Here is a 26246-nt window from a genome sequence, read left to right as displayed (position 1 = left end):
AAGGAGTTCACCCCCTGTGAGTGGCAGCGTTTTGGAAATTACCGATTCCCAGTTTGAGCAGGAAGTCCTCAACGTCAATCAAGATATCTTGGTCTATTTTTGGGCCAGTTGGTGTGGGCCTTGTCGGTTAGTTTCGCCCTCGGTCAGTTGGGCCGCCCAGGAGTATGGCGATCGCCTAAAAGTCGTTAAGCTCGAAGTAGACCCCAATCCGGAAGCCGTTGCCCAATGCCAAGTGGAGGGGGTGCCGGCCCTGCGCTTTTTTAAGGCCCAGAAGGTTGTGGCGAGCCATGAGGGGGCGATTACGAAGCAGGGTCTTAAGGATTTTGTTGAAGCCCAACTGTAATATTTTTCAGCGATTTGATTTGCCCCTATGCATTTTTCCCAGCGGTTATCACGGCTTTCGGCAAATGTGTTTGCAGATATGGACCGGGCCAAGGCCAAGGCGGTGGCAGCAGGTCGGGATTTAATTGATCTATCCCTCGGCTCTTCTGATCTCCCTGCTTCAGCGATCGCCACGGAAACCATTGCCCAGGCATTAACCGATCCCCAAACCCATGGGTATGTCCTTCACCGCAATACCCAGGCTTTTCGAGAGGCGATCGCCACTTGGTACACCGAGCGTTATGGGGTTGCCGTTGATCCGAATACCGAAGTCTTGGCACTGATCGGTTCCCAGGAGGGGACGGCCCACCTGCCGCTGGCCTTGCTCGACCCTGGAGACTATGCTCTACTGCCGGATCCGGGTTATCCATCCTATGCGGGTGGGGTGGCGCTGGCGGGTGGCGAAAGTTACTTTATGCCCCTCACCGCTGAACATCATTTTCTGCCGAAATTTGCGGCGATCCCCCAGGATATTTTGGCAAAAAGTCGCTTAATGATTCTCAGTTATCCCCACAATCCCACGACGGCGATCGCCACGCTCGATTTTTTTCAAGGGGCAGTAGCGTTTTGCCAGGCCCATGATCTGGCGCTAATTCATGATTTCCCCTACAACGACATTTATTTTGCTGGGGAAACGGCACCACCGTCGGTATTACAGGCCGATCCGGAAAAAACCTGTAGCATTGAATTTTTTACCTTTTCAAAGTCCTTTAATATGGGAGGCTTTCGTACTGCCTTTGCGGTGGGGAATGCCCAACTGATTGCGGCCCTACGCCAAATTAAGGCGGTGGTTGATTTTAACCAATACCAAGGGATTCTCAACGGGGCGATCGCCGCCCTCCAACGGGATCAAGTCACCATCGCGGAAAACGTACGCGTTTACCAAGCCCGCCGGGATGCCCTCGTCGAAGCCCTCAATGACCACGGTTGGTCTGTACCAAAGCCTGGGGCGACCCTCTATGTGTGGGCCAAGTTACCAGAAGCTTGGTCAGGAACTTCTTTGGAATTTTGTACCCAATTGGTGGCCCAAACGGGCATTGCCCTGTCGCCAGGATCAGGGTTTGGTAAAACAGGGGAAGGCTATGTCCGCTTTGCCCTCGTTCAGGAACCAGCGGTACTGCGGGAAGCCGTGCGCCGGATCCAAACATTCCTTTCGCCACAACCATGACATTGACGCAGGTCTGGGGTTGTCTACTCATTTTTACTTTAATCCCAACCCTCGGTGCAGTTTGTATTTTGCCCTGGGGCGATCGCCATCCCCCTAGGCAACTGTTGGGAGATTGTCTCCTGGGGATAATTGTGGTGCTCTTCACCCGGTATTTTTTCCCGTACCAATCCCCCTGGGAACTCATCAGTCTTTTAGCTTTTATGATGGGCCGCTATTGGCGCACCCAAGATCTGGCTTTTGCGGCGGTGTGGGGAGGCTTGTTACTCCATGATTGGCAGATTACCCCCATTGTCAGTTTTATTGGCTTGGTGGGCTTGACGGTATTTCGACAAATTCGCCTGGGGATCTGGGCCGTTTTAACCTTGATTTTTGTCGCTCTCACGATCCGCCACGGTGCGGTGCCGGGCTATTGGGTCGCGGCGATCGCCCTGGGGGGACTCCTGGGCTGGTTAAGTCAACAGACAACAAATAGTCGGCAAGTTTGGCAAATTTTTCGGCCTGAATCCGGCTTTCTCTCCCTCGATCAGCGCCTCAGTAGCCCCCAAGTGGGCCAGGATGCGGCGACCCTCAGCCAATTGAAATATTTGGGTTATCCCGTTTTGCCGGGGTGGGTGCTAAAACCAGGGGATGATTTTAAACGACTGGTTGATTTACTAAAACCCAGTGGCGATCGCCCTTATATGGTGCGTCTCTCCAGCGAAAAAGTCCTTCCCAGATTTCAGATTCCCACGGAGCAACTCACCAGCCCAGAAGCCTTGGAAGTTGCCCTGGTGAATGGCTTTAGTCAAACGGCAGTGGGGAAACAAGCACTGCTGGTGCAAGCCCAACCCACCGTGCAATGGTCTGGCATTACCTACAGTCGCCCACCGCTCCCCTACAAGCGCCAGGATCCCCTCACGGAAGTTGTCCGGGATTTTATTACGCCGCTCGTGATTGGAGAAGGCCAATTTTTGCTGTACTACGGTCTGGATTCACCCCAACCCCTGGGCGGGAAACCCTATGCTAACCACCCTCCCTTGGATATTTTGCAAGAAGTGGCCCACCTCAGCCGTCAGTTGGAACATCAACAGGGCAGCCCCCAGGCCCTGGAATGGTGTTTTACGGGCCAGGATATTTGGATTTTGCGGGTGCGGCCGATCTATCATCTCCATCCGGTCTGGACGAGGGAAGAGATTGCGAGCCATTTCCCCAAACCTTTATCCCCTTTGAGTGCCTCCCTATTAGAGGTCACGGCACCAGGGGCGATCGCCAGTATCTATAATGCCCTGTGGGAAGGGCGCGAAAATCTCCAGAACATCGCCTTGATTTCCCATCATCGGGGATATAGCTATCTCAATCGCAGCTTTTGGGAGCGGGTCTGCCGCCGGGAAAATTTTGAATTTAGCGACCTCCAATCCCGGCTGGGCTGTCTGCTGTTTGGCCTGCGCCATCCTCTGTTCTGTTACCGCTATTTGCGTTGGGATTGGCAATGGTACCCAGAGTTTCAGCAGGAAGCGGAGCGCCTTTGTTATCCCCTGCTAAAAACGATCAAGATGATCAGTCGCAATGATCTTTCGACCCTCAGCCTGGCGGACTTGGTGCAAAATGTCGAGCAAATTACAGAGATGCTGGAGCTTTTGCTTGGCTATTGGCTCCGGGGAGAAGTGATCCTCTGGCGTCGCCGTTTGACCACGGGACTGTCTCATTTTTTGCCGCCGCTCCCGCCCAAATTTCAAACTCTCAATCAATTGGCCGTGGATATCCGGGGCACTCTCCGCACCAAAGGGGAGTCAAGCCAAGGAGCCGTTGAACCCTTTACACGGGCGGTTTTATTTGCCCAACTCGCAGAGCTGCCCGATGGTGAACATTTGTTTGGTCGTTTAAATCAGTGGCTGAAGGAGCATGGGGATGGGGCAGATTTCCCTTGGGAGTTGGCCCAGCGGCGCTGGCGAGAAGATTCGGGGACGATCCGCCAACAATTAACGGATTTAGTGAACCAGCCGCGCACCGCCATTTCTCCCCCTGGTCTTAGCTCCGCCCAGCGCCAACTCCAGCAGATCTACCGTCAACAGGAAATGGTAACGGGGCTTTGTGAAACGTTCTTGGCCCAGTTGCGCTGGCATTTTTTGGCGATCGCCCAGATTTGGCAAAACCAAGGTTATCTAGAGCAGCCCCAGGATATTTTTTGGCTCAAGCTCCCGGAGGTAAAGGCCTTGATTAATGCCCCCCAATCCCAGGAGTTCTCCCGCCTCCAGCTCAAAATTCAATATCGGCGATCGCAGATGAGTGTGAACCAAGAGCAGGGGCCTCCCCCAGAGATTATCTACGGTCAATTGACCACGAAAGAAGATGTTTCGAGTAGTTGTTTTTTACAAAAACTCCAGGGTCAAGCGGTGAGTAGTGGCTCGGTGATTGGCCGCGTCCATCGCTGTTTACCTGGGGAACGGGTCATATCCTGGAGTCCCAATGATATTTTGGTGACCACCTACATTGATGAACATTTTCTAGAGCATCTCAAGGAGGTCAGCGGCATTATCACAACCCAGGGGGGCATGCTCTCCCAGGGGGCAAGCTTGGCCCGCCAACACCAAATTCCAATGGTTGCCAATGTCACCATGGCCCTTGAGCTGCTCCAACCAGGTCAATGGGTACGCCTCGACGGTCGTCTGGGTCAGGTGGAACTTTTAGATCCAGAAGCCCTGTCTACGGATGCGAATTAGTTGCCCACATAGCAGGTTACAATCGCTGAAGTTTTTTACTTAAAATCCTCCAATTTGCCCATGTCGCCCCTTGATTCTGTTCGTCGTTGGTACCACAGCTATGAGAAATTCCCGAAAACCACGGGGATCATTTCGGCGATCGCCTTGGGTCTCCTGGGGGGACTCGCTTTTTTTTGGCAGCTTGGCGCTGTGGGCCTCGTGGATGAAACGGAACCCATGTTTGCGGATGCGGCCCGACGGATGTTAGCCACAGGGGATTGGATTACGCCCTATTACAACGATGCCACCCGCTTTGATAAGCCGCCCCTGGTGTATTGGCTGATGGCGATCGCCTACAAAATTGTTGGGGTGAATGCCTGGGGGGCCAGATTACCCTCTGCCTTTGCGGCCCTTGGTTTAATGGTCTTGGTTTTTGTGGTGCTGCGTCAGTTTGGTTTTGGCACAACAACGGCGGCCCAAAATCCCGAAGCTCCTAATACCCAACGCAAACTCTGGCTGGCGGCTTGGATCGGCAGTAGCTTAATCGCCTTGAACTTACAAACCATTGTCTGGGCGCGGCAGGGGGTCTCCGATATGCTCCTTAATGGCTGCTTTAGTGGGGGCTTGATTTGTTTTTTCTATGGCTATGGTAGCGGCGGACAGCCGATCAATCGCTGGTTACCCAATAGCTGGTACATGGCGGCTTACGCGTTATTTGCCTGTGCAGTCTTGACCAAAGGGCCGGTGGGGATCGTAGTGCCGGGACTTGTGATCATGCTCTTTTTGCTCTATGTCGGCAAGTTTCGCGAGGTACTGCTGGGGGAAGCGAAACCCTTGACTGGGGCTTTGATCTTCACGGCGATCGCCTTACCTTGGTTTGTCCTGGTGACTCTTCGCAATGGCCAAGCGTACATTGATAGTTTTTTTGGTTACCACAATTTTGATCGGTTTACGGGGGTGGTCAATGGCCACGATGCTCCCTGGTATTTTTATTTTCCAGTGGTATTGGTGGGGTTTTTGCCCTGGTCTGTGTATCTACCAGCGGCGATCGCCCGACTCAAGTTACATCGTCCGGCCCGTTGGCGTCAGGAGGCGCGTTCTACCCACCTTGCCGTCTTTGCAAGCATTTGGTTTGGGGTGATTTTTGGCTTCTTTACCATCGCCGTCACCAAACTACCGAGTTATACAATTCCCCTCTTGCCCGCCGCCGCAATTTTGGTGGCGTTGTTTCTCAGCCATGTTATTGAAACGCCCCGGCAACCCTCAACAGGATTCCGTTGGAGTGCGATCGCCAATGTGGGGCTGTTGCTGATTCTCAGCGGGTTTATGATCTATAGCCCCCAAGTCATTGGTTATGATCCTGCGGCCCCGGATCTGGCTACGACCTATGCCCAATCAAACCTTGCTTGGTGGGGCTGTGGGATTTGGCTCCTGGGGGCGGTTGTTCTTGCGGTTTGTGTGTGGCGATCGCGCCTGGGGATCTGGCTAGCTAATGGGGCGATTATGGTGGCATTTATTGTCCTTGTTTTACTACCGGCCAGCACTTTGCTGGATCAAGCTCGCCAAGCCAGTCTCCGGGAAATTGCCGATACCATTACAGCCCAGCAGCGGCCTGACGAAACAGTGATGATGGTGGGTTTTGAAAAGCCGAGCCTCGTCTTCTATACAGGCCAAGATATTCTCTTTATTGACGATGATAAAGAAGAGGAACTCGCCGCCATCGACAGCACCTTAACCCAGGCCAATTCTTCTTTTCTGTTGGTGGTGCGCACATCCACCCGCCCAGAACTTCCCCTAGGGGACAAAACCCTTGATCTCCTCCTGGAAAGATCGCCCTACGAACTGTTGCGGGTACAAAAATAATGCTGGCGCTAAATTTCCGGTAAAATCTCAGCCTATTTTGACAAAAGATGTTACCGTAACCCCAAGCAAGCAAAAAAATTAAGCTTATCTTTATAATTGTCCCATTATTAAAAGAAAGCTATCCTTTAACTTAAGCTTATTTCGATGTTGGTCGGTCTACTTTGGTTTCTAAACTCTCCCTTTATCTAGTTACACCTCCTGGTTTTCAACCCGGAAAAATTGAAGCTCAATTGACAGGCGATCGCTATCAGATCAAGCTCCTTGACTATGGCCAAAAATTCCTGGCATTTCTTGAGGCAAATAAAGAACAAATTGACTGCCTTGTGGTTGTTCAAGGGAAAGAAAACCAAGACTATTTTGAGCGCTTAACTCAGAGTGGAATTTTACTCCCCTGTGTCTTTCTTGGGCCGACCACCGCCTGTGAACTTTCCCAAGAAGATGTCTCCGAGCAGCTTTACCATAGTGCCGAAAAATACCTAGATTTTACCAATCTCGAAAACTTATCGTTGACCATCGACCAGGCGATCGCCCAATTTTTGCACCTCGCCCCAAGCTGTGCCCTGAGCGACAAACCCCAAGATCCCCACCACAGCGATCCCGATAAAACCCACCAAGCTTTTTTACTGCTACAACAGCGCCGTCTCGCCGAAAAATTACGGGAACGATTAGGCTATCTCGGCGTTTATTACAAGCGCAATCCCAAATATTTTTATCGCAGTCTTTCCCCCGAAGAACAGCAAGAATTCCGTGAGCAATTTGTCGCCGATTATCGCGATATTGTCCTAAGCTACTATTGTCCTAAGCTACTTCAGTGGCGATCTCCCCACAAATCAAGCCATTGATCAATTTGTCAATCAGGCTTTTTTTGCCGATGTTTCTGTCTCCTATATCCTCGAAACTCACATGAAGTTAATGGACGAATTCGCCCAACAGCTCAAACTTGAAGGGAGAAGCGAAGAAATCCTCCTAGACTATCGCCTTACCCTCATCGATATCGTCGCCCACTTGTGTGAAATGTATCGCCGTTCTATCCCCCGTGAAGATCTACCTTTTGAACTTCTATTTCGGATAGACTAGGATGAAATCATTCCCCTCCACGACGCCTAGCACCTAACCCTATTCCTACCCACATCAGCCTTGTCTATGAACCTCCTAAAGAAAACTTATGTTTTAAAGCTTTATGTGGCTGGCAATACCCCCAACTCTGTCCGCGCCCTCAAAACCTTAAAAAATATTTTAGAAACTGACTTTAAAGGGGTCTATGCCCTAAAAGTAATTGATGTCCTCCAAAACCCCCAACTAGCCGAAGAAGATAAGATTTTGGCGACACCAACCCTCTCCAAAGTGCTTCCACCTCCCGTCCGTAAGATCATCGGTGACCTCTCCGACCGAGAAAAAGTATTGATTGGTCTCGATCTCCTTTACGAAGAGTTTTTAGAACGGGAAGAAGAGCTTTAAGAACAGGAGCACTTTCTAGTAGGATAAAGCCATTTGATTTTGTATACTTCCTTCGTCTCGTTGGGTCATCAGGCTATGCCGTCCAAAAAGATGGCGTTTCAAGCGCTTGCTCTCCCTGCATTAGGACAACCCTAGTTAAATCTCTTCATTCTTTTATTTATATCTCCAGTCCCTAAGTCGTAATGAATCAGCCCACCTCCTCTAATAACGGTGCCATCAAAGGCGTCCAAAAAATCCGCACCCTCATTGAAGGTCTCGATGAGATTAGTCATGGTGGTTTACCCTCCGGCAGAACAACCCTAGTGAGTGGTACTTCGGGGACTGGGAAGACCTTATTGGCAATCCAATTTCTCTACCATGGCATCAAGCATTTCGATTACCCAGGGCTTTTTGTCACCTTTGAGGAATCTCCCCGGGATATTATTCAGAACGCCCATAGTTTCGGTTGGGATCTCCAAAGTCTCGTTGATGAAGGTAAGTTATTTATTCTCGATGCTTCCCCAGATCCCGATGGTCAGGAAGTGGTGGGTAACTTTGATCTATCTGCCTTGATTGAACGGATTCAATACGCGATTCGTAAATATAATGCCAAGCTTGTTTCCATTGACTCGGTGACAGCGGTTTTTCAGCAATATGATGCTGCCCCCGTCGTCCGGCGGGAAATTTTTCGCCTGGTTGCGCGATTGAAACACCTTGCGGTCACTTCAATCATGACCACGGAAAGACTGGATGAATATGGCCCTGTAGCACGGTTTGGGGTCGAAGAATTTGTCTCAGATAACGTGGTGATCCTGCGGAATGTCCTAGAAGGGGAACGGCGGCGACGCACCATTGAAATCCTTAAGCTGCGGGGAACAACCCACATGAAGGGGGAATATCCCTTCACGATCACCAACGACGGGATCAATATTTTCCCACTGGGGGCAATGCGTCTGACCCAGCGGTCTTCTAATGCACGGATTTCTTCTGGGGTGGAAACCCTGGATAAGATGTGCGGCGGCGGTTTCTTTAAAGATTCGATCATCCTAGCCACGGGAGCCACAGGTACCGGAAAGACTTTACTCGTAAGTAAGTTCCTCGAAGAAGGTTGTCGGCGCGGCGAACGGGCGATCCTGTTTGCCTATGAAGAGTCCCGGGCACAGTTATCGCGTAATGCCTCTTCCTGGGGGATTGATTTTGAGGAGATGGAACGCAAAGGGCTGCTCAAGTTACTCTGTTCCTATCCAGAGTCGGCGGGCCTGGAGGATCACTTACAGATGATTAAGTCAGAAATTTCTGAATTTAAGCCGTCCCGAATTGCGATTGACTCACTATCAGCGTTAGCGCGGGGCGTGACCAATAATGCGTTCCGCCAATTTGTGATTGGGGTAACGGGCTACGCGAAACAGGAAGAGATCACGGGCTTCTTTACGAATACAACGGATCAGTTTATGGGGGCCCACTCGATTACGGAATCCCACATTTCGACGATTACGGACACGATTTTGATGCTGCAATATGTCGAGATTCGTGGCGAGATGTCCCGGGCGATCAACGTCTTTAAGATGCGGGGATCTTGGCATGACAAGGGCATTCGGGAATACACCATCAGTGAAGGTGGGGCAGCAATTAAGGATTCTTTCCGAAACTACGAACGGATTATTAGTGGTTCGCCGACCCGGATTGCCGTGGATGAGAAGTCGGAGTTGTCGCGGATTATGCGGGGTGTACAGGATAAGACCTTGCCGGAGTAACCCCTACCCCCTCTACCCTGTGGGTATCTCTCCCAAGGGAATTAACCCCCTCTGCCTAGCGGCATCTCCCCCAGGGGAGAATATTTTTGGGAGAAAAGAGGCGATCGCCTCTTTCTTTTTACACAGATTTAATCCCGACTATTTTTATCGGGTATGATTGACGACAATTTTAGAACTGTTTACTATGGCTTTCAATTAAGCATTCAGCATTCATGGAAACGGAGAAAACCCTAATGACGCAAGCAACCCTTGATACCGCCGTCGCCTCCCTCGACACCGCCAACTTCACCGCCCTCGCCTGTAAGGAATGTGGCGCTGAGTACGAACCCAAAGCCCTCCACGTGTGTGAGTTTTGCTTTGGCCCCCTCGAAGTGAAGTACGACTACGAGAAAATCGCCAGCAAAGTAAGCCGTGAAAGCATCGAAGCTGGCCCCAAGTCCATCTGGCGCTACAAAGAATTTTTGCCCGTTGTCGGAGAACCCATTGATGTGGGCACTGGCTTTACGCCCCTCCTCAAAGCGAACCGTTTGGCCCGTCGTCTCGGCATCAAGGAGCTTTACATCAAAAATGACGCGGTGAATATGCCCACCCTGAGTTTCAAGGATCGGGTGGTATCCGTTGCCCTGACCCGCGCCCGCGAATTAGGTTTCTCGACCGTTTCCTGTGCTAGCACTGGTAATTTGGCAAACTCCACAGCGGCGATCGCCGCCCATGCCGGATTAGACTGTTGCGTCTTTATCCCTTCCGATCTCGAAGCAGGGAAAGTCCTCGGCACCCTGATCTACAACCCCATTCTGATGGCCGTCCACGGCAACTATGACCAGGTGAATCGCCTTTGTTCTGAAGTTGCCAACTCCCACGGCTGGGGCTTCGTGAATATCAACCTCCGCCCCTACTACTCCGAAGGTTCCAAGACCCTCGGCTATGAAGTCATCGAACAACTTGGCTGGGAACTCCCCGACCACGTGGTTGCGCCCCTGGCTTCCGGTTCCCTCTTCACCAAGATCTACAAAGGCTTTAACGAATTCGTCAAAGTCGGTCTTGTTGAAGACAAAGCGGTTCGTTTCAGCGGTGCCCAAGCTGAAGGTTGCTCTCCCATTTCTCAGGCCTACAAAGAAGGCCGTGACTTTATTACTCCTGTGAAGCCCAACACGATCGCTAAGTCCATTGCGATTGGCAACCCTGCTGATGGTGTCTACGCCGTAGAAATCGCCAACAAGACCAACGGCAACATCGAAGACGTCACCGATGCTGAAATTGTTGACGGCATCAAACTCCTTGCTGAAACCGAAGGCATTTTCACCGAAACTGCTGGTGGCACTACCATTGCCGTTTTGAAAAAACTCGTAGAAGCAGGCAAGATCAACCCCGACGAGAAGACAGTCGTCTACATCACTGGGAACGGCCTCAAGACCCAAGAAGCAGTACAAAATGCTGCTGGTGAACCCCTCACCATCGAAGCGAACCTGGAAAGTTTCGAGCAGGCTCTTGATCGTGCCCGCACCCTCGAGCGTCTAGAGTGGCAGCAAACTTTGGTATAGTTGCTGTTCTAAATTGGGTCTTTTCTCATTGTCACTGCACGGTAGATCTGACCCAATCCCTGTTCCTTATCGTTTAGTTTTAAAAAAATTTGTCTGACTCAAAATGGCAATTAAAGTTTTAGTTCCAACTCCCCTCCAAAAGTTTACGAAGGATCAACCCACCGTTGAATGCGCTGGTTCTTCCATTAAAGAATTGCTCGATTCCCTAGAAGCAAACTGCCCCGGCATTAAGGCTCGCCTCTGTGATGAACAGGGCAATCCTCGACGCTTTTTAAACCTCTACGTCAATGAAGAAGATATCCGTTTTCTGAACGGTGTCGATACTGCTCTAAATGACGGTGATGAGGTCAGCATTGTACCCGCTGTGGCAGGGGGCTAAAGTTTCGAGTAATAACCATGAATGCTTTTGTACGGGGGAAGAATACTTCCCTCGTTTTTTATTTTTTGATTTGTTGATGACATTTGATTCGATCAAAAATAGGCTGATTTTTAGCTGACTTCATAAGCAAAAGTTGACCTTGAAATTAAAAATTGATCTCATAAAAAAGCCATAAATGCAAGAACGTCATGATACATTTAAATAATTGCATGGAGCAAAGTTATTAAAATCCAGCAATCCTATCGATCTTGATTGGAAGTTTTATGTCATCATTTCCCCGGCGGGCATCTATTCGATTAAAAAAACGTTCTAATACAGCAATTCTGAGGCGGTGGCGACGCAAATTTTATACGCTGCAACAGAGCCGTAGACATCAACCCAGCTTCTCCCGACAACATATTGGTTTGTCATTTTTAGGCAGTTTTATTGGTATTTCGACCCTGGCTTACATCTCGGTTTATAGTTCCTATCCTTTGATTGCGGCTCCCTTTGGGGCCACGGCCGTACTGGTATTTGGGGTGCCGGATAGTCCATTAGCCCAGCCCCGCAACGTGATCGTGGGGAATGTAATTGGGGCTTGCAGTTGTGTGGTGTTATTTCACTTGTTCGGAGATGCTCCCTGGGTCATGGGTTTGGCGGTGGCAGTGACGATTAAGCTCATGCAACTGACCCGAACCGTCCATCCGCCTTCGGGGGCCGTAGCCTTAATTGGTATTTTGAGCCATGCGTCCTGGCAATTTATTTTGACGCCTGCTTTATGCGGTTCTGTGTTGATTGTGTGGTTGACGGTAATTTTTAGTCGTGTGGTGCCGGGACGTCCTTATCCGAAGCACTGGCTTTAGGTTTAACTTTAAAAAAACACTACTTTTGTTAGGCGAATGAGGGTTAGAGTTCGTTGAAAATGACGACGGATGTTTGGATTTGGCTCGAAATTTTTGTGGTGACATCGCCCACAGCTAGGCCTCCGGCGGTACGGTAACGGGTAGAGTGCAGAATGACAAGGTCGAAGTCTTTGGCGTCATGGAGAATTGCCTTGGCCACGTCGTGGTAACGGATGATCCGAATCTGCATTTTGGTGGTAATTCCGGCATTTTGCAGGGCATTTTCTAGGTCGGCTTTGAGTAGGTTGCGTTGGTCTTTGGTCATCCAGGTTTCGCACACATGGAAGACGGTGACTTCGGCTTGGTTGGCGATCGCCAAAAGTTCAGCAAATTGCACCATCTGTAAATTTTGGGCTGAGATCCCTTTGAAGGGCACCATAATTCGCCGCAAATTTTTCGGGTCATCCAAGAGACGCACGACCGCTACTGGGCAATGGGCCGACCAGCAAACATTATGAATTAAAGTCCCCAGGAGCCTTGCTTTGAGACCCTCAGTTTTCCCCCAGCCCATCAAAATTAAGTTGGCATTTTCTTCCCGGGCCACGCGACTGATCCCGGCGGCCACATCGTCATCGATGCGAATTTTCGGTTGCATTGTAATTTGCAGTTGCTCCCCCTGGGCGATCGCCTCTTGGAGTAAGCTTTGACTCCGGTCGATCCCCGTCATCACTGCCGGATCATCCATGTGGGCGTGGCCCGTCACAATCGACACAGGCATCACAACCCCTTGACGAATGCGGGTTAAAAGCCCTGCTGCTTCGAGCAAATAATCCTTGGTGCTGGGATTGGCAATGGGCACAACAATTTTGAACCGATCCGTCGATGGCGACACCTTAACCGTTGTCAGGGCAATATCCTTGCCACTACTGGGTAATAAACGACCAAAGCGACGGGTTAACACCGGCCCCAGCATCGAAGTGACTAGCATCAGTACGATCACCGCATTAAATACCGATTCGCTGATCAGTCCTACCCGGAAACCAACCAAGGCCGCCGCCAGGGTTGCCGCCACCTGGGGGATCGACAACGACCACATCGTGAGGGTTTCGGCCCAGCTATAGCGATAAATTTGTTTGGCGATCGCCGCTGCAATAAATTTAGACAACAACAACCCACCCACAATCGAAAACGTGAGGGGAAACTCATAGAGCAAATTATTAATAAATGCCGGAATATCGAGCAATAACCCCATCCCCACAAAGAAGAACGGAATAAATAGCGTACTGCCCACAAATTCAATTTTTTCCTCTACCGGGCTTTTGCCGACCACATCATTGACCGCCAAACCCGCCAAAAAAGCCCCCACAATTTTATCGACATTGATCACCTGGGCACCCACTGACGCGAGAAAGACAGCCAGCAAAATAAATAAAAATTGATTGCCCTCTTCATCCCCATTGCGCTGGAAAAATTCTCGACCAAGCCAGGACAGACCGAAGAGCACCAAGGCTCCGTAGCCCACCAATAATGCCAGTTGCAAGACCAAAGAAGCCGTTGAAAAATCGCCCTGGTGAATCGACACACAGATCGCCAGCACCAAGAGAGCGGCAATATCCGTAAAAATCGTCGCGCCAATCGTGACCGTTACACTCTCATTATTGAGAATCCCCAAACGGTTAATAATTGGGTAACCCAGCAACGTATGAGAAGCCAATAAAGATCCAATAAGAATTGCCGCATTCCAACCAAAATCGAAACTTAGGCCGACCACCGTTCCCATCGTTAACGGCACAATAAATGTCAGAAAACCAAAGCCAATGGAGCGATCCTGGGTTTTCCGAAACTCCGCCAAATTAATTTCCAATCCGGCCACAAACATCAGGTAAATTTTGCCCACTTCCGAGAATAAAACCATCGTTTCACTCTCTGAGTCGAGGAGGCCTAGGGCATTTTCACCAAGGATAATCCCTGCGAAGAGTAAGCCCACCAAGCCAGGTAAATTCAGCCGTTCAAAAATAGGGGGAATGGTCAGGGACACTAACAGCAGCAGAATAAACGTAAAAATCGGATTTTCTGTGATGTATTGGATCGATTCGGCAACCATGGCAGTCCGAGAAAAAGGCTAGCCTCCCAGTGTAGCGGAAGAAGTTTATAACGAAAATAAATTGTCGATTTTATGGCAAAAACAGGGAATTTTGGCCCTTAAGCTTGCTCAAATTTCCCTACAGAGAGAAAAGGGCATCGCCGCTTTTAGGCCCAGGAAACGTTAAACTTGAAATAAATTGTTACATTTCAGAAAAATCCAAATTATGGCTGCAACCGTTGAAATTTATACTTGGAGCACCTGTCCTTTTTGTATCCGGGCCAAGCATCTCCTCGACAGTAAACAAGTGGAATATACAGAGTATTGCATTGATGGCGATCGCCAAGCGCGGGAGGCCATGACAGACCGAGCCAATGGCCGCAGTAGTCTCCCCCAGGTTTTTATTAACGATCAGCACGTGGGCGGCTGTGATGATCTCCATGAACTAGAGTACCAAGGCAAACTCGACGATCTTCTGATGCAGGCGGCTTAGATTTGACCAGCACTAATTTCCCCAACCCTCGGCGGCAGTCTGGGGGTTTTTGTTTGGCTATTTTTGAATGTTCTGGCTCGTTAGCTCTGGATAACCCGCTTTGATCAGGGCTTCATCCCGGATGCGGCAGGAATCACATAAGCCGCAGGGATGTTCTCCCCCCTGGTAGCAAGACCAAGTTTCGGCAATGGGAACCCCTAATTTCACGGCCTTTTGGATAATTTCTACTTTGGTATCAAGCACAAGGGGCGCAACCAATTGGGGCGCGTGACCTTCGATGCCAACTTTAGAAGAAAGATCCGCTAACTTCTGGTAGGCGGCAAGATATTCGGGGCGACAGTCAGGATAACCGGAATAGTCCACGGCATTGATCCCCAGGTAGATCGCTTCGGCTTGTTTTGCTTCAGCGAGAGAAAGGGCGATCGCCAAAAATACCGTATTACGACCGGGGACATAGGTCGAGGGAATATCCCCTGTCTGGACACCACTTTGGGGGATCGCTTGGTTAACGTCAGTTAGGGAAGAGCCGCCCCACTGGGACAAATTCACATCCATGATGAAATGCTCGGTGATCCCTAAATGTTCGGCAATTTTCTGGGCGGCGACCAATTCTCGGCTATGTTTTTGACCATAGCGAAAGGAAAGGGCAAACACTTCATAGCCATCGGCGATCGCCTGGGCGGCACTGGTGGCCGAATCCAAGCCACCGGAGAGTAAAACAACAGCCCGTTTCATCTAGCGCACCCCCAGGAACTTATGGGTTTGCAGACCAAGACGCCATTCGGGGTGAGCCAAAATATAGTCGAAAATAAGGCTCTGACTGGCAGGATTTTCCCACTGGGGTTGGAGATATTGCGGAATCTCTGCGGCAATTTTTTGAGCTTGGGTTTCGGCCCACTGAAAATCCGTGGCTTGGTCGATCACGACCTTTAATTCACTGACATGATCATATAATTTCCGGCAATGGCATTTTAAAGGGTTTTGGCGAAAGGGTCAGCCAATTAAAATGACCGCTGAGGGGATGGGCACCGGAGGTTTCTAGGTGGAGGGGAATCCCCGTTTCTTTCAACCCAATCGTCAAAGGATAAAGGTCATGCATCAAAGGTTCCCCCCCCGTAATGACAATGATCTTCGGCTGGGCTTCTATCGCCTGTTGTTTGAGTTCGGCAACGGAAACTTGGGGATGACGTTTCGGATTCCAGGAAATTTTGGTGTCGCACCAGGGACAACCCACATCACAACCGGCGAGGCGAATGAAAAAAGCTGCTGTGCCAAACCAAAAGCCTTCCCCCTGGATCGAATGAAAGGTTTCTACGATGGGATAGGTGACGGAGGCAATCTCTAAAGAATCAGCGGAATCAAGCAAGGGTCGCGGTACGGTACGAAGGGCCATGGCCTTGGGCAACAGAAAATAACACAGGGTTACTACTGTATTCTAAAAGGCGATCGCCTGTCTCCGGGGCAAAATCCAGAGATCCCCTAGGAGATGCGATAAAGTAAGAATTTGCCTGCCGATTCTGTTTTGTGCGCCGTCACCATGGTTAAACCTGCCTCCACCGATACCACCGCTATTTTTCGCATCCTCGATGCCAACCTTGACCGAGCCAGGGAGGGACTGCGCATTGTTGAAGAATGGTTTCGATTTGGCCTGAACCATGCTGAACTGGCCGCCCGTTGCAAGGAAATGCGCCAAACCCTGGCCCAATGGCACCACGACGAATTACGCGCCGCACGGGATACGTCCAACGATGTAGGCACCAGCCTCAGCCATCCCCAGGAAGAAAGCCGCACGGATCTTAATCATTTGCTCCGGGCCAATCTTTGTCGGGTCGAAGAAGCGCTCCGGGTGCTAGAAGAATACGCCAAACTCTACAAAACGGAGATGGCGATCGCCTGTAAACAGATGCGGTATCAGGTCTATACCCTCGAAAGTCAACTCTTTAGCCCCCAACTCAAACAACGTCTCGAAAAAGCACGACTTTATTTGGTGACTTCTCCCCACGAAAAGCTGTTGGCAGTGACCGAAGCGGCCCTCCAGGGGGGCGTTGAAATCGTCCAATACCGCGACAAAGAAACCCCCGACGAACAGCGTTTTGCCAATGCGATCGCCCTGAAAAAATTATGCGATCGCTACCATGCCCTATTTCTCGTCAATGACCGTGTGGATCTTGCCCTAGCTGTGGATGCCGACGGCGTTCACCTCGGCCAAACGGATTTACCCATTGCCACTGCCCGCCAACTCCTTGGCCCCGATAAAATTATTGGCCGTTCCACCACCAATCCCCAGGAACTCGAAAAAGCATTGAGAGAAGGGGCGGATTATGTCGGCGTTGGCCCCGTGTACGAAACCCCTACTAAACCGGGGAAAGCCGCTGCGGGTCACAGTTATGTCAGCTATGCCAGGGAAAATTGTCCTGTGCCCTGGTTTGCGATTGGCAGCATTGACACCGAAAATCTCGGCGAGGTTCTGGCCGCCGGAGCCGAACGGGTTGCAGTGGTGCGGGCCCTGATGCAGAGTGAAGACTCAACCCTAACAGCCCAGTTTTTTGCGGCCCAATTACACCGCCAACAAACCCTACAAAACCTTGAGGAGGCCACGGCATAAATGATCGATGTTTGGGTGAATGGTGAACTAAAAACTATTGCGAGTGAACTATCTCTACCCAGTTGCCTTGAACAATTGGGCATGAACCCGCGCCTCGTGGCAGTGGAATACAACGGCGAAATTTTGCACCGTCAGCGGTGGGAACATACCTTGATCCAGGAAGGCGATCGCCTAGAAATTGTCACCATTGTTGGTGGTGGCTGAGGCTGAAACCGTTACACTACAAAGCAACACACCTTCAACTCCTTGAGCGAAAAATGAGTCAAACCGTAAATTGTGCCGTTGAGTGCGTCAATGGTTGCATCCTAGGGGAAGACTGCCCCAACAAAGAATATGCGGCCCAAGCCAGCGAATTTGTGCAGACCGTCTCCATCGACAAAATGCACGAAATCGCCGAAGCAGCGCGCCTCAAGAAAATGATGGAACCCCCCAAATGGGTAATCCCCGACGAAATTTAGACTGCTTTTACCTTGGTTTTCCGGTTGAACCATGACCCAAACCATCGATCATGATTTGTTGTTTAAGGAGTTGCTGACGACCTTTTTCTGGGATTTTCTCGCCCTTTTTGCGCCGGAAATCCTCGAAACAGCCGAGCAGAACTCCTTAACTTTTCTTACCCAAGAAGTTTTCAATGACCTACCTGGCCAAACGCATCGCAATGTAGATATTGTGGCGAAACTTCACTTTCGCGGCCAAGAGACTTGTTTTCTCGTACACGTTGAAAATCAAGCAACCTCCCAAGCAGATTTTGCGGAACGGATGTTTCTCTATTTTGCGCGGTTGTACGAAAAGTATCGTTTACCCATTTACCCCATTGCCTTATTTTCTTACCGCTCTCCCCAGAGGCTAGAACCAGAGACTTTTTCAGTGGTGTTTCCTTCCAAGGAAATTCTCAGTTTTTCTTTCCAGACTATTCAATTGAACCGCTTGCCGTGGCGTGACTTTCTCCGCCAACCAAACCCCGTTGCGGCTGCGCTCATGGCAAAGATGAACTTTAGCTCAGAGGAACGCCCAAAGGTCAAGTTAGAATGTTTACGGATGATTGTGACGCTTCGTTTAGATTCGGCCAGAATTCATTTGTTGTCGGGTTTTGTGGATACTTATCTGAGGTTAAATATGGCAGAACAGCAGATCTTTGAGCAGGAACTACACCGAATTCAGCCCCAGGAGGAAGCCCAGGTGCTGCGAATTGTCACGTCTTGGATGGAAGAAGGTCTACAGCAAGGCCGCCAAGAAGAAGCTTGTAAAATAATCCTACGCTTCATTCAGCAACGCTTCCCGGAGCAAGTTTCAGGATTCGCCCCACAAATCCAGGCCCTGAATCTAACTCAACTGGATGCCCTAAGCGATCGCCTATTTGGGTTTGAGTCAGCCGCAGAGTTAGAAACTTGGCTGCGGGAAAATCCCACCGAGGGCAACCCTACCTAGCTACCGAGAATAAACAAACTCAATAGAGTGCCGCTGTTCCACAAACTATGGAGGAGCATCGGTGCCAAGAGGTTGCGGGATTTAACATAAACGAATCCCAAAATAATGCCCAGGGTCATCAAGGGTAGAACTTCTGACAGGCTCATGTGGGCGATCGCAAACAAAAACGCACTGAGAATGATGCTGCCCCACACTGGGACATAGCGGGTTAGAGAAGGTAATAGAAAACCTCGGAACATAATTTCTTCAAAGAGGGGAGCCATCACCGAGGCCGTCAAAAAGAAAATCGTTAAGGCCACCTGATCCTGAGCTTTAAGGGCGAGAAACAAAATCGGATTACTGCCCCCCTGACCCTGCCAAATTTGTTGATTGAGTAGGGAAACGAGTAACACCAGCGGCAAGGCCACCATGTAGCCTCCAAATCCCCATACCGTCCAGTTATCCAGCCATTTCACCTGAAACCAGCCCTGGGGGAGGGGCCGAAATTCCCAAACCGAAGCCGCTAGAACGATTAAACCAGCGATCGCCATCAGTGAATAGGTGATGAGGGTATAAACAGCTTTTTCACGTACACTCCAAGCGGTGGCATCGATGCTAAAGGCCTGGAGGGCGATGGGTAAAGCAAGGGGCAAAATAATTTGACCGACGAGAAAGAAGCCGACGATAAAAACCTGCCAGATAATTTCTCCATTCCAGGGGGTGTTCCAAGTCGCCTGATCATCAATGTGCAAAAGGGCTGCTTCCTGCTTCCGGAAAACTTGAACGCCCAAAAAGATGAGAAAACCCAAGCCAAAAAGACCCACACTAAAGGGCAAGACGGTAATGACCGTTAATTTTAAAAAAGCCCGTTGCGCATTCTGTTGAATTTGTTGTTGGAGTTGCTGTTGTGCCGGACGATTGTCTTGAATTTGGTATAGCTTTTGGAGATTTTGTTGCTCGAACCAGGTTTCAAGCTGGGCCTGGGTTAAGGCATCTGGGTCAGCGGGAGCTTGGGAGTTAAGCCAGAGGGGCGCTAAAGTTTGAGCCAAACCATCAGATTCTTCTCCGGAAACGTCTTCCCATCGCTGTTGTGCTTGTTCGAGCTTGCCGCGACTGGCATACAAAATTCCGAGTCTGAGCTGGAGTTCATCGATTAAGGTGGCGGTTTCGGCGATCGCCTTTTTTGTCGCCTGGGTTTGAGCAGCGCTTGTTTCTGTGGAGTCTGTGAGGAGTTTTTGGCGGGCTTCACTACTACTGAGCACCTTTTTATACTGGGCGATTGCACTACTGTAGGGATCTTGGCCCGTTAGTTGGGTAACAAGGGTGGCGATCGCCTCAGGGGAGGTAGTGGCCGTGGAATTGGGATCGTACTCTGCGGCCTGAAGCACCAAGTTGGTTTGATACAGTTCGAGGCGGCCCTGGATCTGCGGTTCCTGGAAACTGGCCCACAACGAAGACAGGAGCGGCACCAGGGTAATAATCGTCAACAGAATTAAAATTACGCGCTTCACGTTAGCTACCCGCACAAAAACAGTGGATCTAGCCTAGCCTGTTGTTTCTCACGGAATCAATATTTAACGGTGGATAATTTCCCTGGCTGGCTATCGTGAATGAAATCTGATTAAACTTGCTGCCAAATTTTGATCGTGCCATCGGAACCGCCCGCCGCGAGGGTACGCCCATCGGCAGTGAGGGCTAGGGACAGCAAACGTACATGATCTTCTTGGTCGGGAGTGTTGAAATTCAATGTCGTCAAAGGCTCAGTGATGCCTAACTGCCAAATTTTGATCGTGCCATCGACGCTACTGCTCAGGAGAAAATGACCTTGGCGACTAAAGAGAAGCTGGGTAATCGGCTTTTCGTGGGCTTCGAGGGTGAAGCAAGGCACAGTTTCCGGTAAAACGTCTAAATGATTGAGATCCACTTGCCACAGATGAATCAGGCCATGTTCGCCAGCAGAGGCAAACAATTTACCGTCGGTGCGGATGGCGATCGCCGCAATGGCTGCGGGGGGATCATTTTTTAAACTACCGAGTAAGCGATGATCCGTGGTGCGCCAAAACTTGAGGATGCCCTCTGTGCCACCGCTAATAAAGAGGTTTTCTTGGGGGGCCAGGGCGATCGCCTGAATCTGATCATTGAGATCAAGGGTTTGTTGATAAACGCTACCAGCCTGAAGTTGCCACTGGCGCAGGGTCTGATCATGACTCCCGGTGATGAGTGTTTGTTGGCCAGTCAAAGCCATGGCATAAACGGCCCCTTGGTGTCCCTCCAGGGATTTTTGGAGCGTGAGTTGGGGCACCGCTTGGCTTTGATCGAGGTGCCAAAGGTTAACTTCCGGTGAAAAACTACTACTGGCGATCGCCAATGTTTCTATTTGTTCTGTCTCCGCCTTGGCTCCGGTCACAGGGGGGATGAATGCTAGATTTAAGAGACCCTGTTCGTGGGCGGTCACTTGGGAAATTTGCTTTTGATCGTCTACGCGCCAGAGTTTCAACTGATGATCCCAACTGCCACTCGCGAGGAATTTTTGATCGGCACTAAAGACTAAAGCACTCACACAATCTCGGTGGGCTGGGATAGTAGCGACTAACTGCCATTGCTGCTTGAGTTGCGGTGCTGCGGGTGGTTCTGGAGCGGGGAGTGTTTCCGTGGCCCAAGGATCGGCGATCGCCTCTGGTTTTAGATCATCGGCAACTGCCTGGGCGATGGCTGGAGATTTTGCGGCTAGGGTAGGTTGCTGCCGTAAAAATTCCTGTTCTAAATTCGTGAGTCGTTCATCCAAGACAGCTTCATTGAGATACTGCACCACATTGGTTAGGGCTTTTTCTAAACTGCGCAGATAGGTTTGCATTTCTCCATCTGTTTCGATTTGGGCCAGGCTGGCATTGATTTGGCTCGCTTGGCGAATTTGTTCGGTGAGGGGTTGCAGTTGCCCTTGAAACTGACCTTGTAAACGTTGCTCAAGGCTGCGCACCATGCCCAGGATTTGTCGCCGCTGGTGTCGTTGATGGGCAATGCGGTTAAAAAAATTTAGCCCTAGGGTGATCCAGAGCAGGAACATGACTAATGAAGCTGTCGAATTACCGTCGCCTTGAATCACATCCCAGATCCACGCCAAGAAAACCAGCAGCAGCAAACCCAATTCTGCAAATTCCAACCATTGCTGCTTTTTTCCCATCAAAACATGACCCTCCTCACGGGTGCGTTCGCCTTATCATAACCTCAACATCATGCGGGCGATATTAAAGTAAATCAAAACCCCAATCACGTCCACCGCCGTTGTAATAAAGGGTGCCGACATTAGGGCCGGGTCTAACCCTAGGTATCGGAACAAAAATGGTAGTGAGGAGCCAGCCACCGATGCCAGCACGGCGATCGCCACCAAACTGATACCCACCGAAATGGCCACCGCCAGATTTCCCTGGAGAAAGTAGGCCCAAACAATCACCACAATCCCCAGGATCGCCCCTAACAATGCCCCGGCGATCGCCTCCCGTCCGACTACCTTCGCTGGCCCCAGATCGTTCAAATCCTCCGTATTCAAACCCCGAATTACCACCGTCGAAGACTGCGCCCCTACGTTTCCCCCAGTCCCCGTCAAAAGCGGAATAAATGCTGCCAAAATTACCACCTGTTCCAAGAGCGACTGCTGGGAGCTAATAATCCAGCCCGTAAAGGTATTCGTAATCAGCAACACAAACAACCACACAACCCGCTGTCGGGCCACCGTCCACAGATTCATTTGGAAATAATTATCACCATCCGTTTGCAGACCCCCCAACGCATAGATATCTTCCGTGGCTTCCCGTTCAATAATGTCGATTACATCGTCCACCGTAACGACCCCCACCAGTCGATCTTCTCGATCCACCACAGGTAAAGCGAGTAGGTCATACCGTTGAATCGTTCGCGCCACTTCCTCTTGGTCAGTATCCGTGTGAACCGAGACCACATCCCTGGTCATAATCTCTGACAACGGTAAATCCGGCTCTGAAACAACGAGATCCCGTAGGGAGACAATGCCTACCAGTTGCCGGGATGCGTTAGTGACATAGAGGTAGTAGATAATTTCCGATTTGCTGGCCTGTTGCCGAATCCGCTCGATTGTTTCTGAAACGGTGAAGGTTTCTTTAAGGGAAATATACTCCGGGGTCATTACCCGGCCAGCGGTATCTTCCTCATAACCGAGCAAAAGATTCGTCGCCTGTCTTTCTTCGGGGCTGAGCTGTTCTAGGAGCTGCCGTACCACCTTCGCCGGTAATTCATCGAAAAGACGCACCCGGTCATCGGGGGACATTTGGTCAACGACTTCCCGCACTTCCTGGCGCTTAAATTTTTGAATGAGGGCCTGCTGCACCGATGAATCTAAGTATTCATAGACTTCGATGGCCTCTGCTTTAGAAAGCAGACGGAAAGCAATGACCTGCATCGATTCTGGTAAATCTTCGATCGCCTCGGCAATGTCAACGGGTTGTACGGGCACAAGTAGCGATTTAGCCCCTTGCAAATTATTCGATTCCAGCAAAAGCAACAATTGGCTTCGGACCAACTGGCGCAGCTCAGTATGTTTAGCGGATGTAGTCATCTTGATGGATCGTTTTGCCTCGGAATGTGCGGCCAACAACAGCCTGGGTACCCAGAACAAAGCTTAAAGGAAGGGTGACTCTGCGATTATCTAAGTAAAAGTGCTCAGGCTATCAAAAAAAGGAGAAAGCGCTTCATAAAACTTTATTTATTCTACAAAACAAGTGCCCCCCAAAACTTGTGTTTATTTTTTTGACTGTGCTAGCCTAGTATTGTTGGGAATCAAAAGAATTCGAAAGTACTCGGTTACGGTTTTGTCTCGTTTGGTATTGTGTTTGGTTACGACAGTATTGACAGAAAATCTCCCCGCCCGATACGACTACGAACTCTCCTTCCCCGATGCACAGATTAAGTCATCTTTAAGGAGACAATTTTTATGTCAATTTATGTTGGAAACCTGGACTACGCCGTAGAAGAAGACGATCTTCGGGAAGTCTTTAATGACTACGGTAAAGTAAAACGCGTTTATCTTCCGGTAGACCGTGAAACCCAAAGAAAGCGTGGCTTTGGCTTTGTGGAAATGTCTAACGATGAAGAAGAAGATAAGGCGATTGAAGCCCTCGATGGTGCTAGCTGGATGGGCCGCGACATGAAGGTCAATAAAGCAAGACCCCGCACCAACAGCCGCTAAATATCACCTCTGCGTTGGCATGGGATGTAATTTCTAGAAAACGTCCATGCTTCCAAACAACATGAATTAAATTCAGTGAGGCCACTAGTTTTGTATCTAGTGGTTTTTTTGATCGCCATGATTCGGGAGCAGCAACAAAAAAACTCCCCAGAATTTCCGAGGGAGTTTTTTGGCGATCGCCTGGACTGTTCCGGGAATTACACAGTAATTGCAGCTTTTTGGTTGAGTCGATCAAGTTGGCGCATCAGGAGACTGAGGAACAGTCCCACATCGGTGACCACGCCGACGGATTCTACCGAGCCGCGATCGCTTAATTTTGTGACTACCGCAGGATTAATATCGACACAGACCATCTTCACCCCGGCAGGAGTCATATTGCCGACGCCAATGGAATGGAGCATCGTCGAAAGCATCAAAACCATATTGGTGCCTTCTAGCAAGCGCGCATATTCTTCCTGGGCGCGAATCAGATCCATTTCTGTATCGGGGAGAGGGCCATCATCACGAATAGATCCGGCTAAACAGAAGGGCACATTATTTTGGACGCATTCATACATTACCCCCTTTGTAATGAGCCCCTGGGCCACGGCATTGGCGATACTGCCACAGCGACGAATGGTATTGATTACTTTGAGATGATGACGGTGACCCCCACGCACAGGGACGCCTTTATTCATATCAACGCCAAGGGAAGTGCCCATCATTGATTGTTCAATGTCGTGGACGGCGATCGCATTCCCACCGAGCAAAGTATGGACATAGCCCTGGCGAATTAAATTGGCGAGATGTTGCGCCCCCCCGGTATGGATCACCACTGGCCCAGCCGTGACCGCAACTTTTCCACCCTGGGCACGGATTTTATGGAGTTCCCAGGCAATTTGCTCAACGACCAATTCCACACGGCGTTCACTCGAAACCCCGGCCCCCATGAAGCTAAATTCTTGTTTTTCGGCACTGGGGCGAGCGGTGGTTTTATGGTTGGTGCGAATCCCGTCGATGCCCACAACAACTTTTTCTCCCACCTGGAGATCCCGCAACAGACGACATCGGGCATGAATAGTGCCGTTGCTCTCACTAATGGCGATCGCCCCGTCCATGCGTTGGTGGGTCACCTTAACCCATTGGCCTTTAATCCTGACCTCCGTGGGATAGATATTCGTCACATAAAAATCATCGGGGGCGACTCCCATTTGCTTCACGGTTTCTAGGTGCGCATCCTGGATATCTTCTGCCGAAGCACTGATCGCGCCCATTTCAATGAGGGCGGACATAATGTCCTCCATGGTGGTGGGAGAGGGTGCGGATACCCGTACATTAGCCGATGACGTATTTTTTCGCTCGATGCCGAGGTTGAAATTTAATACTTTTGCGCTGCCGCCCTGTTCATTGATTAAATCCAAGGCTTGGTTCAAAATGCCCGCGTCGAGGAGGTGCCCTTCGAGATGAATAATCCGACTATCAACCGGAGCATTGGCTTGGGCGGTTTCTTGAATCGGTTCTGTGGTTTTTAGGGTTAAACATTTTGCAGCTCCCCCTGCCTTGAGAAATTCCGTGAGGGACGTTTGTCGCACCTGAAAGCCCTTGGTGGCGATCGCCGTTTCGAGTTCTGGGCTGATTTTATTCATGATGATCACATCATCGACATTGACCGCATTACAGGCAAAATTCACCGCATCTGGTTCGGGGACAACAATGCGCTTTTCTGCCGGAATCCGCCGCTCAATTAGGGCATTGGAGTAAGTATCAAAGGCGGGAGGATAGTAGAGAAGATAACCGCCGCTAAGGGGACAAAAGCAAGTATCGAGGTGATAAAAGCGGGGATCGATCAGGCGTAGGGACAGAACTTCCACATCGAGCCATTGGGCAATGTAGGCGTGGGAGTCGAGTTCAGAGCGAAAACCATAACCAGCCCACAACGCTCCAGAATCCCGGTCAAAGAGGGCATCGCCTGCCCCTTCAAAAGGCAAATCCTGGGGCAGCTCATAGACCTGGAAACCATTTTCCGCAAACCATTGCTTAAAGTAGGGTTCTTCCCCTTGGCGCTCTGGGTGATAGAAACGACTGAGAATCGCTTTTTGACCCAAGACCAGACCGGCATTGGCCGTGAAAACCATATCTGGCCAGCCCTGGGCAGGGGGCACGAGATCAACAACGGCATACTCTTTGATGATTTGATGGAGAGCCTGCCACTGTTCAATGGCTTGAGCTTGGGACGATTTGTGGACGTTTCCTTCCATCCAAGGGTTAATGACATAGTCCACCTCGTAATGATCGGGGGCACACATCAAAATGCGGGTTGGGTTAGTCATGGTCAATTTAAAAGCTGAATGGTTTAGGACTAATCATGCAACGGGAAAAGCGGGCGAATTGTATTGATCGGTACGGTACAAAACCCTGTTTTCTGTGGCGCGAGTTTAA

At 50.2% G+C, this 26246-nt stretch carries 23 protein-coding genes and 1 pseudogene; 17 read left to right on the top strand and 7 right to left on the bottom strand.

Annotated features, from left to right (window positions below):
- Positions 1 to 16 precede the first annotated feature (16 nt).
- The 11 genes from AACR41_RS14460 (at position 17) to AACR41_RS14410 (ending at position 12043) form a co-directional block, all read left to right on the top strand.
- Positions 17 to 343: a thioredoxin family protein gene (locus AACR41_RS14460; protein WP_012305927.1), complete on the top strand. Its 327-nt coding sequence runs from the start codon at positions 17 to 19 to the stop codon at positions 341 to 343.
- Positions 344 to 370: 27 nt separating this feature from the next.
- Positions 371 to 1549 carry an LL-diaminopimelate aminotransferase gene (locus tag AACR41_RS14455; protein WP_030006081.1) on the top strand — a complete coding sequence of 393 codons (1179 nt, stop codon included), beginning with the start codon at positions 371 to 373 and terminating at the stop codon, positions 1547 to 1549.
- Positions 1546 to 4248: a PEP-utilizing enzyme gene (locus AACR41_RS14450; RefSeq protein ID WP_030006080.1), complete on the top strand. Its 2703-nt coding sequence runs from the start codon at positions 1546 to 1548 to the stop codon at positions 4246 to 4248. The genes AACR41_RS14455 and AACR41_RS14450 overlap by 4 nt, the downstream gene beginning before the upstream one ends.
- Before the next feature lie 60 nt (positions 4249 to 4308).
- Positions 4309 to 6090: an ArnT family glycosyltransferase gene (locus AACR41_RS14445; protein ID WP_030006079.1), complete on the top strand. Its 1782-nt coding sequence runs from the start codon at positions 4309 to 4311 to the stop codon at positions 6088 to 6090.
- Positions 6091 to 6251: 161 nt separating this feature from the next.
- Positions 6252 to 6932, top strand: coding sequence for a circadian clock protein KaiA (locus AACR41_RS14440; RefSeq protein ID WP_229364845.1), 681 nt, complete (start codon positions 6252 to 6254; stop codon positions 6930 to 6932).
- Entirely contained in the window at positions 6883 to 7167 is a 285-nt protein-coding gene (locus AACR41_RS14435) for a hypothetical protein (protein ID WP_315862008.1), read from the top strand. Before AACR41_RS14440 ends, AACR41_RS14435 begins: the two co-directional genes overlap by 50 nt.
- A 66-nt stretch (positions 7168 to 7233) precedes the next feature.
- On the top strand, positions 7234 to 7548 hold the full coding sequence (gene kaiB / locus AACR41_RS14430) for a circadian clock protein KaiB (RefSeq protein ID WP_030006078.1): 315 nt from the start codon (positions 7234 to 7236) through the stop codon (positions 7546 to 7548).
- 182 nt (positions 7549 to 7730) lie between these two features.
- Positions 7731 to 9281 (top strand): circadian clock protein KaiC, encoded by a 1551-nt coding sequence (kaiC, locus tag AACR41_RS14425; protein ID WP_012305921.1) that lies wholly within the window; start codon positions 7731 to 7733, stop codon positions 9279 to 9281.
- Between the two features lie 233 nt (positions 9282 to 9514).
- The gene (gene thrC / locus AACR41_RS14420) at positions 9515 to 10822 is read left to right on the top strand and encodes a threonine synthase (protein WP_030006077.1); all 1308 of its coding nucleotides are present in this window, start codon (positions 9515 to 9517) and stop codon (positions 10820 to 10822) included.
- Positions 10823 to 10925: 103 nt separating this feature from the next.
- Positions 10926 to 11201 carry a MoaD/ThiS family protein gene (locus AACR41_RS14415; protein WP_012305919.1) on the top strand — a complete coding sequence of 92 codons (276 nt, stop codon included), beginning with the start codon at positions 10926 to 10928 and terminating at the stop codon, positions 11199 to 11201.
- A gap of 263 nt (positions 11202 to 11464) precedes the next feature.
- Positions 11465 to 12043, top strand: coding sequence for an HPP family protein (locus AACR41_RS14410; RefSeq protein WP_030006076.1), 579 nt, complete (start codon positions 11465 to 11467; stop codon positions 12041 to 12043).
- Positions 12044 to 12086: 43 nt separating this feature from the next.
- Here AACR41_RS14410 and AACR41_RS14405 read toward each other — a convergent pair whose 3' ends face one another.
- Positions 12087 to 14126 (bottom strand): cation:proton antiporter domain-containing protein, encoded by a 2040-nt coding sequence (locus tag AACR41_RS14405; protein WP_030006075.1) that lies wholly within the window; start codon positions 14124 to 14126, stop codon positions 12087 to 12089.
- 205 nt (positions 14127 to 14331) lie between these two features.
- Here AACR41_RS14405 and grxC point away from each other — a divergent pair, with 205 nt between their 5' ends.
- Positions 14332 to 14598, top strand: a complete 267-nt coding sequence (gene grxC, locus AACR41_RS14400) for a glutaredoxin 3 (RefSeq protein WP_030006074.1) — start codon at positions 14332 to 14334, stop codon at positions 14596 to 14598.
- A 57-nt stretch (positions 14599 to 14655) separates the two neighbouring features.
- Here grxC and queC read toward each other — a convergent pair whose 3' ends face one another.
- Together queC and AACR41_RS14390 are read right to left on the bottom strand one after the other, a co-directional pair.
- The gene (gene queC, locus AACR41_RS14395) at positions 14656 to 15333 is read right to left on the bottom strand and encodes a 7-cyano-7-deazaguanine synthase QueC (RefSeq protein ID WP_030006073.1); all 678 of its coding nucleotides are present in this window, start codon (positions 15331 to 15333) and stop codon (positions 14656 to 14658) included.
- Positions 15334 to 15991: pseudogene (locus AACR41_RS14390) on the bottom strand (7-carboxy-7-deazaguanine synthase QueE).
- Between the two features lie 144 nt (positions 15992 to 16135).
- Here AACR41_RS14390 and AACR41_RS14385 point away from each other — a divergent pair.
- The 4 genes from AACR41_RS14385 to AACR41_RS14370 are packed head-to-tail and all read left to right on the top strand — an operon-like array spanning position 16136 to position 18631.
- A complete protein-coding gene (locus tag AACR41_RS14385; RefSeq protein ID WP_030006072.1) occupies positions 16136 to 17203 on the top strand; it encodes a thiamine phosphate synthase in 1068 nt (355 codons plus the stop codon).
- Positions 17204 to 17407: a sulfur carrier protein ThiS gene (thiS, locus tag AACR41_RS14380; RefSeq protein ID WP_030006071.1), complete on the top strand. Its 204-nt coding sequence runs from the start codon at positions 17204 to 17206 to the stop codon at positions 17405 to 17407.
- 53 nt (positions 17408 to 17460) lie between these two features.
- On the top strand, positions 17461 to 17661 hold the full coding sequence (locus AACR41_RS14375; RefSeq protein WP_012305911.1) for a hypothetical protein: 201 nt from the start codon (positions 17461 to 17463) through the stop codon (positions 17659 to 17661).
- Between the two features lie 31 nt (positions 17662 to 17692).
- Positions 17693 to 18631: a DUF4351 domain-containing protein gene (locus AACR41_RS14370; protein ID WP_030006070.1), complete on the top strand. Its 939-nt coding sequence runs from the start codon at positions 17693 to 17695 to the stop codon at positions 18629 to 18631.
- On the opposite strand, the gene AACR41_RS14365 is transcribed toward AACR41_RS14370, so the two are convergent.
- From AACR41_RS14365 to mgtE, 3 genes are all read right to left on the bottom strand, one after another.
- Positions 18628 to 20121 carry a CPBP family glutamic-type intramembrane protease gene (locus AACR41_RS14365; protein WP_223209849.1) on the bottom strand — a complete coding sequence of 498 codons (1494 nt, stop codon included), beginning with the start codon at positions 20119 to 20121 and terminating at the stop codon, positions 18628 to 18630. The genes AACR41_RS14370 and AACR41_RS14365 overlap by 4 nt on opposite strands.
- A 110-nt stretch (positions 20122 to 20231) precedes the next feature.
- The gene (locus AACR41_RS14360; protein ID WP_030006068.1) at positions 20232 to 21791 is read right to left on the bottom strand and encodes a WD40 repeat domain-containing protein; all 1560 of its coding nucleotides are present in this window, start codon (positions 21789 to 21791) and stop codon (positions 20232 to 20234) included.
- 36 nt (positions 21792 to 21827) lie between these two features.
- Positions 21828 to 23198 carry a magnesium transporter gene (gene mgtE / locus AACR41_RS14355; protein WP_012305907.1) on the bottom strand — a complete coding sequence of 457 codons (1371 nt, stop codon included), beginning with the start codon at positions 23196 to 23198 and terminating at the stop codon, positions 21828 to 21830.
- A 375-nt stretch (positions 23199 to 23573) separates the two neighbouring features.
- Between mgtE and AACR41_RS14350 the strand changes: the two genes are divergently transcribed.
- Entirely contained in the window at positions 23574 to 23828 is a 255-nt protein-coding gene (locus AACR41_RS14350) for an RNA recognition motif domain-containing protein (protein WP_012305906.1), read from the top strand.
- A gap of 197 nt (positions 23829 to 24025) precedes the next feature.
- On the opposite strand, the gene argZ is transcribed toward AACR41_RS14350, so the two are convergent.
- On the bottom strand, positions 24026 to 26137 hold the full coding sequence (gene argZ / locus AACR41_RS14345; RefSeq protein ID WP_030006067.1) for a bifunctional arginine dihydrolase/ornithine cyclodeaminase: 2112 nt from the start codon (positions 26135 to 26137) through the stop codon (positions 24026 to 24028).
- Positions 26138 to 26246 lie beyond the last annotated feature (109 nt).

The sequence above is a fragment of the Picosynechococcus sp. NKBG042902 genome (assembly GCF_963864045.1).
GTDB lineage: Bacteria > Cyanobacteriota > Cyanobacteriia > Cyanobacteriales > MRBY01 > MRBY01.
This window is presented reverse-complemented; position numbering and strand designations above follow the sequence as displayed.